18 protein-coding genes are annotated in these 15,532 nt (G+C 66.3%); 7 read left to right on the top strand and 11 right to left on the bottom strand.

Going from position 1 to position 15,532, the window contains the following annotated elements; all coding sequences use genetic code 11:
* Nucleotides 1-37: 37 nt before the first annotated feature.
* Both JL11_RS17235 and JL11_RS09735 read right to left on the bottom strand, forming a co-directional pair.
* Nucleotides 38-700 (bottom strand): helix-turn-helix domain-containing protein, encoded by a 663-nt coding sequence (locus tag JL11_RS17235; RefSeq protein ID WP_082382670.1) that lies wholly within the window; start codon nt 698-700, stop codon nt 38-40.
* 194 nt (nt 701-894) lie between these two features.
* A complete protein-coding gene (locus JL11_RS09735; RefSeq protein ID WP_224762172.1) occupies nt 895-1,152 on the bottom strand; it encodes a hypothetical protein in 258 nt (85 codons plus the stop codon).
* A 287-nt stretch (nt 1,153-1,439) separates the two neighbouring features.
* On the opposite strand from JL11_RS09735, the gene JL11_RS09730 reads away from it, so the two are divergent.
* The gene (locus JL11_RS09730; RefSeq protein ID WP_082382669.1) at nt 1,440-2,132 is read left to right on the top strand and encodes a Crp/Fnr family transcriptional regulator; all 693 of its coding nucleotides are present in this window, start codon (nt 1,440-1,442) and stop codon (nt 2,130-2,132) included.
* A gap of 4 nt (nt 2,133-2,136) precedes the next feature.
* Here the strand turns inward: JL11_RS09730 and JL11_RS09725 are convergent, their stop codons facing one another.
* Both JL11_RS09725 and JL11_RS09720 read right to left on the bottom strand, forming a co-directional pair.
* Nucleotides 2,137-3,312: a zinc-dependent alcohol dehydrogenase gene (locus tag JL11_RS09725; RefSeq protein WP_054765499.1), complete on the bottom strand. Its 1,176-nt coding sequence runs from the start codon at nt 3,310-3,312 to the stop codon at nt 2,137-2,139.
* A gap of 28 nt (nt 3,313-3,340) precedes the next feature.
* On the bottom strand, nt 3,341-3,910 hold the full coding sequence (locus JL11_RS09720) for an SRPBCC family protein (RefSeq protein ID WP_054765498.1): 570 nt from the start codon (nt 3,908-3,910) through the stop codon (nt 3,341-3,343).
* Nucleotides 3,911-4,032: 122 nt separating this feature from the next.
* Here JL11_RS09720 and JL11_RS09715 point away from each other — a divergent pair, with 122 nt between their 5' ends.
* On the top strand, nt 4,033-4,839 hold the full coding sequence (locus tag JL11_RS09715; protein WP_054765497.1) for an SDR family NAD(P)-dependent oxidoreductase: 807 nt from the start codon (nt 4,033-4,035) through the stop codon (nt 4,837-4,839).
* 3 nt (nt 4,840-4,842) lie between these two features.
* Here the strand turns inward: JL11_RS09715 and JL11_RS09710 are convergent, their stop codons facing one another.
* On the bottom strand, nt 4,843-5,562 hold the full coding sequence (locus tag JL11_RS09710; protein WP_054765496.1) for a Crp/Fnr family transcriptional regulator: 720 nt from the start codon (nt 5,560-5,562) through the stop codon (nt 4,843-4,845).
* 53 nt (nt 5,563-5,615) lie between these two features.
* Between JL11_RS09710 and JL11_RS09705 the strand changes: the two genes are divergently transcribed.
* Complete coding sequence (locus tag JL11_RS09705) at nt 5,616-5,864, top strand: DUF6894 family protein (RefSeq protein WP_054765495.1); 249 nt, start codon at nt 5,616-5,618, stop codon at nt 5,862-5,864.
* Here JL11_RS09705 and JL11_RS18090 read toward each other — a convergent pair.
* The gene (locus JL11_RS18090; protein ID WP_257720131.1) at nt 5,861-5,989 is read right to left on the bottom strand and encodes a hypothetical protein; all 129 of its coding nucleotides are present in this window, start codon (nt 5,987-5,989) and stop codon (nt 5,861-5,863) included. The genes JL11_RS09705 and JL11_RS18090 overlap by 4 nt on opposite strands.
* Nucleotides 5,990-6,192: 203 nt before the next feature.
* On the opposite strand from JL11_RS18090, the gene JL11_RS09700 reads away from it, so the two are divergent.
* The 3 genes from JL11_RS09700 (at nt 6,193) to JL11_RS09690 (ending at nt 7,561) form a co-directional block, all read left to right on the top strand.
* On the top strand, nt 6,193-6,435 hold the full coding sequence (locus JL11_RS09700) for a DUF378 domain-containing protein (RefSeq protein WP_054765494.1): 243 nt from the start codon (nt 6,193-6,195) through the stop codon (nt 6,433-6,435).
* Nucleotides 6,436-6,576: 141 nt separating this feature from the next.
* The gene (locus tag JL11_RS09695) at nt 6,577-6,795 is read left to right on the top strand and encodes a hypothetical protein (protein ID WP_054765493.1); all 219 of its coding nucleotides are present in this window, start codon (nt 6,577-6,579) and stop codon (nt 6,793-6,795) included.
* A gap of 139 nt (nt 6,796-6,934) precedes the next feature.
* Nucleotides 6,935-7,561 carry a TetR/AcrR family transcriptional regulator gene (locus JL11_RS09690; protein WP_054765492.1) on the top strand — a complete coding sequence of 209 codons (627 nt, stop codon included), beginning with the start codon at nt 6,935-6,937 and terminating at the stop codon, nt 7,559-7,561.
* Here the strand turns inward: JL11_RS09690 and JL11_RS09685 are convergent.
* From JL11_RS09685 to JL11_RS09675, 3 genes are read right to left on the bottom strand one after another with little or no spacing between them, the layout of a single operon-like run.
* The gene (locus JL11_RS09685; RefSeq protein ID WP_054765491.1) at nt 7,558-8,322 is read right to left on the bottom strand and encodes a prepilin peptidase; all 765 of its coding nucleotides are present in this window, start codon (nt 8,320-8,322) and stop codon (nt 7,558-7,560) included. The two genes, JL11_RS09690 and JL11_RS09685, sit on opposite strands and share 4 nt — an antisense overlap.
* Nucleotides 8,323-8,355: 33 nt before the next feature.
* Entirely contained in the window at nt 8,356-10,239 is a 1,884-nt protein-coding gene (gene feoB, locus JL11_RS09680) for a ferrous iron transporter B (protein WP_054765490.1), read from the bottom strand.
* Entirely contained in the window at nt 10,239-10,505 is a 267-nt protein-coding gene (locus JL11_RS09675) for a FeoA family protein (RefSeq protein ID WP_054766914.1), read from the bottom strand. The genes feoB and JL11_RS09675 overlap by 1 nt, the downstream gene beginning before the upstream one ends.
* 165 nt (nt 10,506-10,670) lie before the next feature.
* Between JL11_RS09675 and JL11_RS09670 the strand changes: the two genes are divergently transcribed.
* Nucleotides 10,671-11,174, top strand: a complete 504-nt coding sequence (locus tag JL11_RS09670; protein WP_054765489.1) for a c-type cytochrome — start codon at nt 10,671-10,673, stop codon at nt 11,172-11,174.
* Nucleotides 11,175-11,178: 4 nt separating this feature from the next.
* Here JL11_RS09670 and JL11_RS09665 read toward each other — a convergent pair whose 3' ends face one another.
* Nucleotides 11,179-14,385 (bottom strand): efflux RND transporter permease subunit, encoded by a 3,207-nt coding sequence (locus JL11_RS09665; protein WP_054766913.1) that lies wholly within the window; start codon nt 14,383-14,385, stop codon nt 11,179-11,181.
* Nucleotides 14,385-15,485, bottom strand: a complete 1,101-nt coding sequence (locus JL11_RS09660) for an efflux RND transporter periplasmic adaptor subunit (RefSeq protein ID WP_054766912.1) — start codon at nt 15,483-15,485, stop codon at nt 14,385-14,387. The genes JL11_RS09665 and JL11_RS09660 overlap by 1 nt, the downstream gene beginning before the upstream one ends.
* Between the last annotated feature and the right edge of the window lie 47 nt (nt 15,486-15,532).

The following is a 15,532-nucleotide window of genomic DNA, read 5'->3' as shown; positions in this document are numbered from 1 at the left end:
GGCGCCGCATCAACTGTTGATCAGCGGAAAGAGAGACCTAGCGGCCGGACAGCAGACGATCGAGCGCTTGCACAGCGAGCTGAAGCTGCACGCTGCCTCCGAGGATGGCGGCGAGAACGGCGAGTGCGACGGCGGCGAAGATCGGGATCATCGCCAGTTCACGAACTCGCTCGGCAACGCGGGCCGTCTTGGCGGCCGATCGTTCTCGCTGGGGAGAACGAGCGCGATGCAGAGTATCTCGCGCATCAAATCGAGCGGCGAGAGATAGGGCTGAAGGGTCCGTGTCAGATCCAGCAACCGCAGAGCCGTCTCGCGTTCCTCGTTCGTCGCCGCCAAATCCTCGAAGATCGCCTCCAGCTCCTCCCATGTGACGGGCGGCAGATGACATCCCGAGTGCGGCATCCAAGCCTCCTTTCCGACCGTCATCAGAGACGGCGTCGGGAGCGGTGGGCAGGGGGAATGACGCCCCTACGGAATCGTCCCGTAGAGGTTCGAAATAGAGGCGCGCCGCTTGCCGGCGGCTGCTGACGCCCAGTTTGCGACAGGCGTTCTCGATATGCTTGTCTATGGTCTTGGCGGAGCGGCCCAATTCGAGCGCGATTTCCTTCGACTGAAGACCGTCGCGCACACGGCGCAGACAGGCCGCCTCCATAGGCGTCAGGCGCTGGGCGACGTTCACCGATGTCGTCGTCTCGGACACCTTAGCCGACAACCGCCTGAACCATCGTCACTAAATCGTCTCGCCCCAACTGCGGAGAGGCGTCGTCGATGTTTGTTGTTTGGTCGGCCATGGTTCACTCGTCTGCCGCCCGACAATGCCGTCAACCCTCCTTCAGCGCAACGCCTCAGCTTACCCAGGTCAGTCTTCAGCGCGACCCGGCGCCGGCTGCGGCGTCAGCTGGTGGGAGGCGGCCCCTTTGCCGCCGCGCCCGGCGTGATCTCGGCGAACGACTCCGCCTGGGAGACCGGCGGCAGGGCGTCAGCCTTCTGCAATCCGTCATCGACGACCTGGCGAATGGCGATGATCCGCTCGCCCGCCTTCATCAGAGGCGCGGCCGCGTCGGCCGCCTGGACATCGGTCTTGGACGGAACGCGCACGGTTCGCGTCACCCCGCCTTGCTCCAGGTCTATCTGGTAAAACTTCATCGTCATCGTGCGGCTCCTTGTTCCTAAGGAAAGGCCAGCCGCTGCGGCGGGTTCCGCGGCCGGATCACGGGGACGTCCATGCCCCGCTCGGTTCAGACACGGCGGCCGGATGATCCAATGAAAGAAACGCGCGCCCCTCGACCCCCGTATCCGAGGCTGGGCGGCGTTCGCCCTACCTCCTTGCCGGGCGGTCCGGTCCGAACGGGAAAAAGAAACGCACAAGGCGCGGTGATCGCCGCCCTTGCTTAACCCATGTGAATGCCTTGGCCTTACGCGCCGTGCAGGGTGGGTGCATGTATGACGCCGCTTCAGCCCTCGCGGTCTCCTCGCGGGATCCGATTTCGGAAGACCATCGTCCGCAAGGTGTGAGAGATCACCCGGTGCTGCGGCTGATGCCGGACGAGGTCCAGGATCTGGTCCGACAGAAGGGTCAGATGCGGAGCGGCCGCGCCGGGGAAAGCCTGGAAGGGCGTGCGGCGGTGGGCTTTGTGCTGGACGGCGCCTTGGCGGCCTTCGACCGCAAGAACATGGCCTGCGTCGGCCTTCATGGCCGAGGCGCGATGTTCGGTTGGGAAGCCTCGTTGGCCTCCGCCTTCTATCCCGTGCGTTTTCTGCCTCTGATCGACACCCACTGGATCGAGGCGCCGGCCGCCGATCTGTCGGATCTGATGGGGCAGGCCTGCGTCGAACACGTTTTCGCCCGCCATGCCTTGGACCGTCTGTCGCGGGTGCAGGCCGAGGCGGCTTGCAACGCCGTCCACCAGGTGCCCCACCGCACGGCCAATTGGATTCGCCGTCTGTACGAGACTTCCGGCCCTGAACTGCGCACCACCCAGTCCATCCTGGCCCAGGCCATGGGCGTTCAACGCACCAGCGTCAATGCGGCCGTCAAGGCCCTGGAGCGGGACGGCGCGCTGAAGCTGTCGCGGGGTCGGATGATCGTCACCGACCCCGCGCGCCTTCATCGCTTCGCCTGCGGCTGCTGAAGCCTCAGTGCGGCTTCAGGACCACCTTGGTCCATTCGTTCTGGTTTTCCTTGAAGTTCTTGTAGCCCTCGGGGGCCTGTTCCAGCGGCAGACGGTGGCTGATCAGGTCGGTGGTGTCGATCTTGCCGTCCAGCACCAGTTGCAGCAGTTGCGGCAGATAGCGCTGAACATGGGTCTGGCCGGTCTTCAGCGTCAGCCCCTTCTCCATGAAGGCGCCCACAGGCCATTTGTCCGCCACCCCGCCGTAAACGCCTGGGACCGACACCGTTCCGCCCTTGCGCACCGCCATGATGGTTTCTCGCAGTACGTGGGGTCGGTCTGTCCCCAGCCTGGTCTCCTGTTTGATCGCATCGACGATATTGTCTGGCGAGAAGCCGTGGCTTTCCATGCCGACGGCGTCGATGCAGCTGTCGGGGCCCAGGCCGGCCGTCATCTCCATCAGGGCCTCGCGCACCTTGACCTCGTGATAGTTCAGCACCTCCGCGCCATTGGCCTTGGCGAGGGCCAATCGGTTCGGGTGACGGTCGATGGCGATCACCCGGCCGGCGCCCTGAAGGATCGCGCTCTTGATGGCGAACAGACCGACCGGTCCACAGCCCCAGACCGCGACGGTGTCGCCGGGCTGGATCTGGGCGTTCTCCGCCGCCATCCAGCCGGTGGGATAGATGTCTGACAGAAACAAAACACTCTCGTCTTCGATCCCGTCGGGAATCTTGATCGGGCCGTAGTCGGAATAGGGCACGCGCGCATATTCGGCCTGTCCCCCGGCGAAGCCGCCGGTCAGGTGCGAATAGCCGAACAGGCCCGCGACGGAATGGCCGTAGGCGATCTCGGTGGCGTCGGCCTTGTCGGCGGGATTGGAATTGTCGCAGGCGGCCGGCATCGACCGTTCGCAGAAGAAGCACTGGCCGCAGGCGATGACGAAGGGAACAACGACGCGATCGCCCTTCTTCAGGCTGGTGTTGCCTCGGCCGACCTCCACCACCTCCCCCATGAACTCATGTCCCAGGATGTCTCCGTTGGACATGCCGGGGATCATGCTGTCGTAGAGGTGCAGGTCCGAGCCGCAGATGGCGGTCGCCGTGATCTTGATGATGGCGTCCCTGGGATTGACGATCTGGGGGTCAGGGACCGTATCCACCTGGACATTGTGTTTTCCGTGCCATGTGAGGGCGCGCATTGGGGCTCCTTGGTTCGAGGGAAAAGGATCAGAGGTGGCGCGAGGCGCGGGGCGCCGCCTCGGGCGCCTTGGAGGTCGAAACCTCCCCCGTCTCCATCAGCTGTTTGAAGCGGCGAAGCTCGCGCCGGGCCTGAACCCGCGGCTCGCGCTGCATCACCTTGGCGACCACCTTGCCCACCACCCCCGCAGGCGGATCATAGCTGATGAAGACCCGGACCTCCGTGCCGCGGCCGAAGGGGTTGTCCTTGAAATCGACCCAGCCCTCGTGATCGACGTCGGAGCCCTCGGAAGAGGTCCAGGCGATCCGCTCGCCAGGGCGATCCTCGGTGATTTCGCAGACCAGGTCGAAGTCGGCGCCGGCGGGGCCGGCTATGGTCCATTGCGAGCGACGCCCGTCCAGAATTTCGACGGCCTTCACATTCTCCATGAAGCTGGGCAGGTTTCGAAACTCCCGCCAGTAGTCATAGAGTTCCTGCCTCGGCCGGTTGATCAGGGCCGCACGCAGACTTGAAGAGTCATGGTCGCCCTCTTGCCGATCCTCTTCAAGGAAGGCGGTCGATCCGACGTCGGCGTCGGTTGAAACGTCACTATAAGACATGGACTTAGCTCCGATCGGCTGAACGTGGTGAACCGAGCGGCGCCGGCTTCGTTCCGTCGAGTCTTGGACGGAACACAGGGCCCAGGCGTGAGTTGGTCAGGCTGAAAAGCCGGAGTTCATCAATGACCGACGCCCTGGATCAAACCGCTGCAGAAACCGTTCGGCCGCTGGCCGTGGTCACCGGGGCCTCATCGGGCATCGGCTACGCCTTGGCCAAGCTGTTCGCCCAGGACGGCTACGACCTGGTCATCGCCGCCGACACCCCATTGGCTGAGGCGATGCAGGCGCTTGAGGGATTGGGCGCCCATGTCGAGGCCCTTCAGGTCGACCTGGCCTCTGAAGAGGGGGTGCAGTCCTTGAGAGAGCTGATCGGCGAGCGCCCGATCGACGCCCTGGCCGCCAACGCCGGTCACGGGTTGGGCCGGGCCTTTCTGGACCAGCCGTTCGATGAGATCCTTCATGTAATCAACACCAACATCACCGGGACGGTGCGTCTGGTCCATCTGATCGGCAGAACCATGCGGGCGCGCGGCCAAGGCCGCATCCTGTTCACCGGCTCGATCGCCGGCCTGATGCCGGGCAGTTTCCAGGCCGTTTACAATGGTTCGAAGGCCTTCGTGGACAGCTTCTCGCTGGCCCTTCGCAATGAGCTGAAGGACTCAGGGGTGTCGGTCACCGTCCTGATGCCCGGCCCGACCGACACCCGATTCTTCGAGCGCGCCGACATGATGGACACCAAGGTCGCCCAGGGCGACAAGGCGAACCCGGAGGATGTCGCAAAAGCGGGCTATGCGGCGATGAAGCGGGGCGATGGCGACGTGGTGGCGGGTCTCGGCAACAAGGTCCAGGCGGCGATGGCGGCGATCACCCCCCAGACCGTCCTGGCCGAAAGGCACCGCAAGATGGCGGAGCCGGGCTCGGGCGCCTGAGGCTCAAACCGCCTCTTTCCAGAGACGCAGATACTGGGGGTCGAACTCTGCGACGCGGCTCAGACCGTCCCAATCCTTGATAACGGCGCGGCCGTCGCGCACGTCGAGGAGATCGGCCGCCCTCAGCGCCATCAGGGTTCGGTTCACATGAACGGACGACAGGCCCAGAACATCGGCCAGATCATTCTGGTTAAGGGGAAAGTCGAAGCTCCCTTCGGCGGTTCGCCCCACCGGCTCCAGCCGGGTGAATATCTCGCAGAAGAAGTGGGCCATGCGCGCCTGGGCGTCCTGACGTCCCATGCCGACCAGCCAGACCCGGTGGATGGCCGCATCCACCACCGTTTCCAGCCAGAACATTCGCGCCAGATGGGGATCGCGCGAGGCCAGTCGGCGAAGAGCGGAATGGGGGATGGTCGCTAATTCGCAGTCGGAAATGGCCATGACGCCGTTTTCCATCCGCTTCATAACCAGGCTGTGCAGGTCCAGAAAGTCGCCGGGCAGCCCGATCTGGGTGAACTGCCGCCCGCCGTCTCCAACAAAGGCGACCCGTCCGGCGTAACCGGACAGCAGCAGCAGGCTCGAGGTTTGACGCCGCTCCTCGCGCACGATCGTTTCCCCAGCGCTCGCCTGGAGACGCTCGACGGGCAGTCGAAGAATGGCCCGCCTCTGAGCCGGCGACAGATCGTCACGACGTTCGAACTTCTGGACGAGAACGTCCAGCATTGAACAAATTGAGCTAAGCGACATCCAAGCCCCGCCTCTCACGTATAGGCTCCATGAGGAAATACCGCCTGAAAATCGGCGTCGCCGGCATGGAGGAGCGTCTTCAGCTTATGGCTGGGGATGACAACGCGGCCCGATGCGAAGCGTTGCTGGCTGTGGGCGACCTGATCCGCGACCATGCGCTGAAAGGGGTACACCAGACGGCGTTCACGCTCGTCCTGTTCCACGACGCGGGACCGCCGATCTATGAAGTCCGGGTGGCGGCCGGCCCGCCGGACGATCCTCTGCCGCCGCTCGATTAGCGCAGGATCGCCAGGGCGGACAGGGTCGCCAGAACGGCCGCTCCGCCGAGAACGCCCACGAGGCGGAGCCGGCGAAACAGGCTCTCTATGTTCTGAACGAGGGGTGTGGGGTCGAAGGGCGGCAAGCGCGAGAATCCCGGACCGCCAATGTCGGCGTCCCCGCCTCAATGGGCGCCGCGCGGCCGCGTTGCTCCGTGTCGGCAAATGGACAATGACGACCGCAAGGGTTGCGGTCTGTCCGGTTTCCGCCAGAGGCGACGCGGACAAGGCGAGGATGGAACGGCCTGACCGGTCGAAGCTTCTTTCCTTACAATCACGGAGAAAGCTCATGAAAATCCTGAACCTCGTCACCCTCCTCCTCGTCATCGTCGGCGGCCTCAACTGGGGTCTGGTCGGCGCCTTCGACTTCGATCTGGTCGCCGCCCTCTTCGGCGACGGCTCGGCCCTGTCCCGCATCGTCTATGTGCTGGTCGGCCTGTCCGCCCTTTGGCAGATCATGCCCTTCCTCGCCGCCTTGAAGACCGATGAGGCCCGAGCGGAAGCCGGCGTGCGCGCGCCCGTCCGCAGCTGATCCACCTTTCAAGGATCTCTGTTCGGGATCATCGAAGGGCCGTCCGTCGGACGGCCCTTCTTCCGTATCGAACCAACCCATGTTGTTTACGACACATCAGGGTTGTGCGAAGGCATCCTGGATAGAGGAGCCGCGCGTTCGATGGGTTTGTCGCTCACAGAGTTGAAGCAGGGCGCGGGGTACCGGGTCGAACCGACGGAAGAGGGCTTCGCCATCTTGAAGTCTGAACGGGATGACGCCGCCGCCTTCGACCAACTGGTGCGGGAGGTGCTGTCCAGCGCCGGGCGGGAATTTGTGGCCCTGCCGCGCCAGGACGCCGGCGCCGGATACGACGGCGTCTTCATCCTGCCGTTCGACTGAGGTCGAACCTTCCCGGCATTGGCCTTTTGCGAGTCGGTCGGCTAGGCTGCGCCGTATCGATTATGCGGGCCGTGTCGTCACGGTCGGCGCCGCCCTCGGGGCCGCCGCCGCATAGCACCTCTTTTCGACCATTGGGGATATGGGCGACACGACCAACAAGCTGGGGCACAAGATCGGCGCGCGGGGCGGCCGGACCCGTCAGGCCCTGTTGGACGCCACGCGGACGCTGCTCAACGCGCGGCACTACGGCGAGATTCGCGTGGCGGACGTGGCCTCGGCCGCCGGCGTCTCGCCCTCGAACTTCTACACCTATTTCAAGTCGGTCGAGGAACCGGTTCTAGCCCTGTGTGAAGCGGCGGCGGCCGATTTCCAGGGCTTGGCCGCGCATTTCCAGACGGACTGGCCCGGCGACAGGGCCTTCGCCATCGGCCGCGCCTTCATTCTGGACGTGATGGCGGTCTGGCGCGATCACGGACAGGTTTTGCGGGTCGAGCACATGTTGGCCGACAACGGCGAGGCGGCCTTTGTCGAAAGCCGCGTGCGCCGCCTGCGCCGCCTGCATCTGGCGATCGAACGGCGGGTGGCCCAGGCCCATGCGGCGGGCCTCCATCCCAAGGACTACAATCCCCGACTGGCCTCCTACCAGATCGCCTCCATCGCCGAATCCACCGCCGCCAGCTTCGACCTGCTGCGCCGCGCCGACACGCCCGAGGCCATTCTGGACACGGCGGCGATCATCATCGTCAAACTGACCACCGGGCGCTAAAGCCCAAGCGGCCCGTAAAGCCAGGTCAGCCAGATGCCAACGGCCAGAAAGACGCCGAACGGCAGCTTGTCCGTCGCGCTGACCGAGCGGCGCACCACCAGCAGGCCGAACACCAGGCTGAGGCCCGCCGCCGAGGCCCAGAGAAGAACGCTGGGCAGGCCGATCCATCCGACCCAGGCCCCGGCGCCCGCAAAGAGGAAGGGATCGCCGCCCCCCAGCCCGTCTCGGCCCCGGACCCGCTTGTACAGCCAGGCGACCAGCCACAGCCCGCCGAACCCGACGATCGCGCCGATCAGATGGGCGATCGCCTGGTCCCATCCCGACAGCGCCGCCGCGATCAGTCCCGTCGCCGCCAGCGGTCCGGTCAGGACGTCGGGAAGCCAGAAATTCTCGCCGTCGACGATCGCGATCAGCAGCAGCTGCCATCCCAGGATCGCGGTCGCCGCCGTCATCAGGATCGATCCGCCGTTGAGGCCGGCCCAGAGACCCGTCCAGACGCCGATTGCGGCCGCCGCCAGCTCGATCAAAGGATACCGTGGAGAAATGGGCGCGGCGCACCGGGCGCAGCGGGCGCGCAACACGACCCAACTGAACAGGGGGACGAGTTCCCACGGCCTCAGAATCTGGTCGCACCCCATGCACCGCGACCGGGCGAGTACGATGTCCTCGTCACGCGGCAGGCGGACACTCACGGCCGCCAGGAAACTGCCGATGATCAGACCCAGAAGGCCCAGGACGACGGCGGCGAGGACAGGGCTCATCTCTGGGTCCGGACGGTGAAGAACCACCCCCGCTTAGCCGCCTCCGAGGGCCACCGCCACATGATAGGTCACGAAGGACGCCAGATAGGCCAGTCCGAACATGTAGCCGATCATGATCCAGGTCCATTTGGTCGAGTTGGTTTCGCGCTTGACCACACCCAGGGTGGCGACGCACTGGGGCGCGAAGATGTACCAGGCCAGGAAGGACAGGGCCGTCGCCAGGGACCACTGGGCCGACAGGGTCGAGGCCAGAAGGCCGGTCGCATTCTCCGCATCGGCGATGGCGTAGGTGGTGCCGAGCGCCGCGACCGCCACTTCACGCGCCGCCATGCCGGGGATCAGGGCGATGACCATCTGCCAGTTGAAGCCGATGGGGGCGAAGATCGGCTCCAGCGCCCGGCCGATCATGCCGGCGAACGAATAGTCAATATCCGGCAGGGTCGCGTTCTCGGGCGGATAGGGGAAGGTCGCCAGAACCCACAGCAGAATGACCAGCGGCAGGATGATCCGGCCGGCGCGATTGATGAAGATCTTGGCGCGAAGCCAAAGGTTGAAGGCGACGCTCTTGGGGTCCGGCAGCCGATAGGTGGGCAGCTCCATCATGAAGGGCTCCACCGCGCCGCGCCAGAACACCTTGCGGATCAGAAGCGACACGAACAGGGCGCTGAGAATCCCGGCGGCGTAGAGGCCGAACATCACCAGTCCCTGCAGATTGACGACGCCCCAGACGGTCCGGCTGGGAATGAAGGCCGCGATGATCAGCGTATAGACGGGGATCCGGGCCGAGCAGGTCATCAGGGGCGCGACCAGGATGGTGGTCAGCCGGTCGCGGCGCGAGTCGATCACCCGCGCGGCCATGATGCCGGGTATGGCGCAGGCGAAACTGCTCAAGAGGGGGATAAAGGCCCGCCCGTGCAGGCCGGCGCCGCCCATGATCTTGTCCATCAAAAAGGCCGCGCGGGCCATATAGCCGAAGTCTTCCAGGGCGATGATGAACAGGAACAGGATCAGGATCTGCGGCAGGAAGACCAGCACGCTGCCGACGCCGGATATGATCCCATCGACGATCAGGCTCTGGATCAGTCCGCCCGCGCCCTGGTCAGGGATGAGGGCCGCAACCAGGCCGCCGATCCAGCCGATTCCGCCCTCGATGCCGTCCATCAGGGGCGCCGCCCAGCTGAAGACGGCCTGGAACATCACAAAGAGGAGGACGAACAGGATCGCCATCCCCGCGACCGGGTGCAGCAGAACCGAGTCGATCTTCCCGGTCAGGGTGTCGGGCCGCTCGGGCGGGCGCACGCAAGCCTTCATGATCCGCTCGGCCTCGCGGGCCGCATGGCGCAGGGCGGCGGAATCCGGGCTGCTCCACCGGTTTTCATCCTCGACCGCCGCCGCCTCGACCTTCGCCTCGACAGCCGCGATCAGGTCTTCGATCCCGCGCTTGCGGGTGGCCACCGTGGTGATGATCGGCACGCCCAGCTCGGCGGACAGGGCCTCCAGGTCGATGCGCAGCCCCTGGCGCTGGGCGATGTCGTACATGTTCAGCGCCAGGACCATGGGCCGGCCGACGGCCCTCAACTCCAGGATCAGGCGCAGAACCAGACGCAGATTGGTGGCGTCGGCGACGCAGACCACCACATCCGGCGGGGTCTCTCCGGCAAGACGGCCAAGGACGGCGTCGCGGGTCACTTCCTCATCGGGGCTGCGGGCCCGCAGCGAGTAGGTGCCCGGCAGGTCCAGCACCGACATCGTCCGGCCGGAGGCGGCTCGGATCAGCCCCTCCTTCCGCTCAACCGTGACGCCGGCGTAGTTGGCGACCTTCTGGTGCGCGCCGGTGAGGGCGTTGAACAAGGCGGTCTTGCCGCTGTTCGGATTGCCGACCAGGGCGACACGGGCGGTCTTCAGGGCCATGTCCATCAGGCGGCGACCCGACGGATGATCAGGCTGGCGGCCTCACGCCGACGTAGGGCCACGCGCATGTCGTCCACCTTCAGCGCGATCGGGTCGCGCCCGAACAGGCCTTCGTGCAGCAGCTCGACCTCGGCGCCCTCGACGAAGCCCAGTTCGAGCAGGCGGCGCTCCAACTCGACCTCATGCTCCTTATGGTGACAATGGCCGCCCACCTGGACAATGACGCCGCGGTCGCCGCGTCGGGCCTGGCTCAGCTTTATCGTATCGGTCAAATCTAGGCTCACACGGGCGGGCGACCGCACCAGGGGTCGCGCATCTTCTTTGACAGTGATTATCAGGTGCGCCCCCCGTCCGTCCAGCGGGACACCTTGACCAATTGCCGCGCTGGACATTTGCCCTATCGGGCGGCCTAACCTGCTGCAAAATCGGAGCCTGCGATGCGTCACCTCACCCTCGCCGCCGTCCCCCTTGTTTTGACGCTCACGGCCTGCGGTCCGAACGGAGATCAGGGCGGCGCGCCTCAATCCAAGGCCCCGTCCGCCCTGACGGAGACGGAGAGGGCCGATCTGCTCGCCGCCCTTCCCGCCCCTTACAATACGGGAGATCTGGACAATGGACGTCGCGTCTTCGCGCGTTGCCGCGCCTGTCACACCATCGGCCGGGACGGGCCGGACATGGCGGGGCCGAATCTGTACGGCGTGTTCGGGCGCAAGGCGGGCGAGCGGCCGCGCTACAACTATTCCAACACCCTGCGGACGGCCGATTTCGTCTGGGACGCCCAGGCGCTGGACCGCTGGCTGCAGAATCCGCGCGGCTTCCTGCCCGGCAACAAGATGACCTTCGCCGGTCTGCCCGACGCCAAGGACCGGCGCGACGTGATCGCCTTCCTGAAGGTGGAGACGGGATACCGCCCTGCGGCCTCGACGCCGCCCGCCTCCTGAGGCGTCAGCCTTCGATGATCGGCTTGGGTCCGCCCTCACGCAGTTCCTGGGCCTCCCACTCCTCGATCTTGCGAGCGGTCCATTCGGGCGACTTGGTGAAGCGAGCCAGGAGGCCGTAGATCACCGGCACGACGAACAGGGTCAGGACGGTGGCGAAGATGGCGCCGGTGAAGATGACGACGCCGATCGTCTGACGGCTGCCGGCCCCCGCCCCCTGCCACAGCACCAAGGGCAGGGCGCCGAAGGCGGTGGCGATGGAGGTCATGATGATGGGGCGCAGGCGCAGGGAGGAGGATTCGATGATCGCCTCCCGGATCGACCGGCCCTGATCGCGCAGCTGATTGGCGAATTCCACGATCAGAATGCCGTTCTTGGCCGCCACCCCGATCAGGATGATCAGGCCGATCTGGCTGTAGATGTTCAGACTGGACCCGGCCATCAACAGGCCGAACAGACCGCCCGCCGCCGCCAGGGGCACGGTCAGCATGATCACCGCCGGGGTGATCCAGCTTTCGAACTGGGCCGCCAGAACCAGGAAGACCAGCAGAAGCGCCAGGCCGAAGGCGGCCAGGACGGCGCCGCCCGCCTCCTGCTGATCGCGCGCGGCCCCGCCCCACTGGACCACCACCCCGCCCTGGGGCTGTTTGGCGGCTTCGGCGCGCAGGAACTGAACCGCATCGTCGATCGTCGTGCCGGGGTTCAGATCGGCCTGGAGGGTGATGGCCCGCTGGCGATCCAGCCGGCGGCGATCGGGCGTGTCGCCCGAGGTCTGGGTGGTCACCACCGCCGCCAGCGGCACCAGCTGCCCAGAACCGGTCGGCACATAAAGCGCTTCCAGGTCAGAGACTTCACGCCGGTTCTGACGTTCCGTTTGCAGGATGACGTCATACTCCTGGCCGCCCTTGATATAGGTGGTGGCCCGGCGTGAGCCGAACATGGTCTCCAGGGTGCGGCCGATCGATTGCGAGGATACGCCCAGGGCCGCCGCCTTCTGCGGATCGACATCCACCAGCAGGCGCGGCGAGTTGGGCTCATAGTTCAGGCGCGGCCGCGAGAAGCCCGGATTGTTCTGAGCCGCAGCCAACAGGGGCTGAAGCCAGTTGTAGATCTGCTGATAGTCGGTGCCGGTGGCGATCAATTCGATGGAGTTGGAATTGCCGCCGCCGCGCTGGAAGGCGCCCGGCGTCGAGGCGTTGACCTGAGCGTCCGTCTGGCCGCGCAGCTTGCGGTTCAACTCCTGGGCGATCTCGGCCGCCGACCGCTCGCGCTTGGACCAGTCCGACAGGACCAGCACCCCATTGCCGGAGTTGAAACTGCCGCCGCCGAACCCCGGCGCCGAGATCAGATAGGAATCGGCCTCGCCGCTGGCCTTATAGTCGGCCAGCAGGGGCTCCAGACCCATCATGATCTTTCGCGTGTAGTCGAAGCCCGCCCCTTCCGGCCCGGCGACGCGGACCGAGACGCGGCCCCGGTCTTCATCCGGCACCAGTTCGTTGGGCAGGGCCAGAAAGATGCCGGCCGCCCCGGCCGCGACCAGGGCGATCAGGACGCCGACGCCGATCACCGCCGCGCGCCGCCCCAGCAGCATCTCCAGCGAACGGCCGTAGGAGGTCTTCAGCCGGTCCATGCCCCAGTCGACCCGGCGCGCCAGCCAGCCGCCGCCTTCGGCCGGCTTGAGGATCTTGGAGGCCAGCATCGGCGACAGGCTCAAGGCCAGGAAGGCCGAGAAGGCCACGGCGGCCGCAATCGCCGCCGCCAGTTCGACGAACAGCCGCCCGACATAGCCGGGCAGGAACAGCAGGGGGGCGAAGACGGACAGCAGCACCACCGTCGTCGCCACAACGGCGAAGAAGACCTGGCGCGCGCCGCGTTCGGCCGCGACCAGAGGCGGCTCCCCATGATCCAGCCGCCGCTGGATGTTCTCGACCACCACAATGGCGTCGTCCACGACCAAGCCGATCGCCAGCACCAGGGCCAGCAGGGTCAGAAGGTTCAGCGAGAAGCCCAGGGGCGCCAAGACGATGAAGGTCGCCAGCAGACAGATGGGGGCCACGATGGACGGGATCAGGGCCGCACGCAGACTGCCCAGGAAGATGAAGTTGACCAGGGCCACCAGGGCCATGGAGATGCCGATGGTGATCCAGACCTCGTCAATGGCGTGAGAGGTGAAGACCGAATTGTCCGAACCGATCTCCAGCGTTACGCCGGGCGGCAGGCTGGGTCGGATCTCGTCGATCATCTTGCGCACGCCGTCGGAAATGGCCAGGTCGTTCGACTGGGCCTGACGGGTCACGGCCAGGCCGATCTGATCCATGCTGTTGCCGCGGAAAAGGCGCCGGTCTTCTTCCGGCGCCTCTTCCACACGCGCGACGTCGCCCAGGCGGGTGACATAGGTCGGCTGGCCCTGAATGATGGCCGACGAGCCGCTGCCGGTTCCCGTGGCGACCGAGGCCGAGGTGGAGGCCGAGCCGCGCGTTCCGATCGGCAGCTGGCGGAAGTCTTCCGGCAGGGCGTAGTTGCGGGCCACGCGCACGGTGTAGTTCTTGGCGGTCGACTCCAGCGACCCGGCGGGCAGTTCGACGTTCTGGCTGGTCAGGGCGGTCTCGACGTCGGTGACGGTGAGACCGCGCGCGGCCAGGGCGGCGGGGTCCAGCCATATCCGCATCGAATAGCGCTGCTCGCCATAGATGTTGACCTGGGCCACGCCGGGCACGGTCGCCATCCGGTCCACCAGATAGCGGTCGGCGTAGTCGGTCAGCTGCAGCCGATTCATCGTGGTCGAGCGCAGGAAGACGATGATGATCGGCTGGCTGTCGGAATCGGCCTTGGCCACCTCCGGCGGATCCGCCTGATCCGGCAGGGCGCCGACCACCCGGCTGACCCGGTCGCGCACGTCATTGGCCGCATCGTCGATATTGCGGTCCAGGGAGAACTCGATGTTGACGTTCGACCGGCCGTCCCGACTGGTCGAGTTGATCCGTTCGACACCCTGGATCCCGGCGATCTGCTGTTCGATCGGCTCGGTGATCCGGCTCTCGATCACCTCGGCCGAAGCCCCGGCGTAGCTGGTGTTGATCGAGACGATCGGGGGATCCACGTCCGGCAGTTCGCGAACCGGCAGGAAGAAGAAGGCCGCAAGGCCGATCACGCACAGGACGATGGCTGCGACGGCCGCGAATACGGGCCGCCGCACCGAGACATCAGAGAGCATCATTTGGCGGCGGCCTGACGACGCGCGCCGGCGACGCTGACGGCGGCGCCCGGCTGAATGCGGTTCAGACCCGAACCGATGATCCGATCGCCGACCTCCAGGCCGGACAGGATTTCGACAAAACCGTTCTCGACGGCCCCAGTCTCGACCTCGACCCTCTGGGCGGTCGAACCTTCGGCGCCGGGGGCAATCCGATAGACGAAGGCGCCCGAGCCCTCATATTGAACGGCGGCCTCGGGAACTGCGGCGGACTGCCGCTGTCCCTGTTGGACCGAGACCCTCAGCAGCATGCCTGGGCGAATGCGGCCGCCGGGATTGGGGAATTCGGCCCGGGCAGTGGCCGCGCGGGTCGTCTCATTGACGCGGGTGTCGATCAGGGCGATCCGGCCCTGGAACGGCGCGTCGCCATAGGCGTCAGCGGTCGCGGTGATCGGCGTCCCCGGCCGCAGCAGGTTCAGGTACCGTTCGGGCAGAGGAAAATCGACGCGAATGGTCGAGACATCGTCCAGGGTCGCAATCACGGCGCCCGGATTGACCAGGGTGCCGGGCGTCACCGTGGTCAGGCCCAGGGTCCCGGCGAAGGGGGCGCGGATCACCCGGTCGCCGCGTCGGGCCTGAGCCGCCTGCAGGGACGCCTGCGCCGTCTCCAGGGCGGTTTCGGCCTGTTCCAGCAAGACCTGAGGGGCGACCCCGCGGTCCGCCAGGGCCTTATAGCGGTCGTATTCGCGTTGCGCCTGGGCGACATTGGCGCGCGCCTCGATGATGGCTGCATCCTCTTCGCGGGCCTGAAGTTCGACCAGGGGCGCCCCGGCCGAGACTCTCTGGCCGTCCGTGAACAGGACCCGCGTGATCAGTTCGGTCGTGGAGGAGGTGATGTTCACCGACCTCTGGCCGCGCGCCACGCCCAGGACGCGGATCTGGTCGGAGAAGGGCTTCTGCGCGACGACCGCCTCGGACACCTGCTGGCCGCCGCGACGACCGCCGCCGCCGGGGCCGCCCGCCCCCTCGTCTTCAGCGAAGGCCAGCTTCAGCACGGCGGCGAGAACCATCAGCCCCAGCAGGATCGCTGCGGCGACGAGGAAGAAGTGGCGTTTGATCACGCAACAGACTTTCAATTCAGAGGACGTGCACGCTTAGCGTCTTCTCT

Origin of the sequence: Brevundimonas sp. DS20 (assembly GCF_001310255.1) — a bacterium.
GTDB classification, from domain to species: domain Bacteria; phylum Pseudomonadota; class Alphaproteobacteria; order Caulobacterales; family Caulobacteraceae; genus Brevundimonas; species Brevundimonas aurantiaca.
Note: the sequence above shows the minus strand (reverse complement) of the source record. Positions and strands in the feature narration are given on the sequence as shown.

What these genes read in the sequence shown, in the direction of transcription:
- JL11_RS09735 (WP_224762172.1), bottom strand. Translation starts at nt 1,152, where the DNA reads ATGACGATGAAGTTTTACCAGATAGACCTGGAGCAAGGCGGGGTGACG.
- JL11_RS09730 (WP_082382669.1), top strand. Translation starts at nt 1,440, where the DNA reads ATGTATGACGCCGCTTCAGCCCTCGCGGTCTCCTCGCGGGATCCGATT.
- JL11_RS09725 (WP_054765499.1), bottom strand. Translation starts at nt 3,312, where the DNA reads ATGCGCGCCCTCACATGGCACGGAAAACACAATGTCCAGGTGGATACG.
- JL11_RS09720 (WP_054765498.1), bottom strand. Translation starts at nt 3,910, where the DNA reads ATGTCTTATAGTGACGTTTCAACCGACGCCGACGTCGGATCGACCGCC.
- JL11_RS09715 (WP_054765497.1), top strand. Translation starts at nt 4,033, where the DNA reads ATGACCGACGCCCTGGATCAAACCGCTGCAGAAACCGTTCGGCCGCTG.
- JL11_RS09710 (WP_054765496.1), bottom strand. Translation starts at nt 5,562, where the DNA reads ATGCTGGACGTTCTCGTCCAGAAGTTCGAACGTCGTGACGATCTGTCG.
- JL11_RS09705 (WP_054765495.1), top strand. Translation starts at nt 5,616, where the DNA reads ATGAGGAAATACCGCCTGAAAATCGGCGTCGCCGGCATGGAGGAGCGT.
- JL11_RS09700 (WP_054765494.1), top strand. Translation starts at nt 6,193, where the DNA reads ATGAAAATCCTGAACCTCGTCACCCTCCTCCTCGTCATCGTCGGCGGC.
- JL11_RS09695 (WP_054765493.1), top strand. Translation starts at nt 6,577, where the DNA reads ATGGGTTTGTCGCTCACAGAGTTGAAGCAGGGCGCGGGGTACCGGGTC.
- JL11_RS09690 (WP_054765492.1), top strand. Translation starts at nt 6,935, where the DNA reads ATGGGCGACACGACCAACAAGCTGGGGCACAAGATCGGCGCGCGGGGC.
- JL11_RS09685 (WP_054765491.1), bottom strand. Translation starts at nt 8,322, where the DNA reads ATGAGCCCTGTCCTCGCCGCCGTCGTCCTGGGCCTTCTGGGTCTGATC.
- feoB (WP_054765490.1), bottom strand. Translation starts at nt 10,239, where the DNA reads ATGGACATGGCCCTGAAGACCGCCCGTGTCGCCCTGGTCGGCAATCCG.
- JL11_RS09670 (WP_054765489.1), top strand. Translation starts at nt 10,671, where the DNA reads ATGCGTCACCTCACCCTCGCCGCCGTCCCCCTTGTTTTGACGCTCACG.
- JL11_RS09665 (WP_054766913.1), bottom strand. Translation starts at nt 14,385, where the DNA reads ATGCTCTCTGATGTCTCGGTGCGGCGGCCCGTATTCGCGGCCGTCGCA.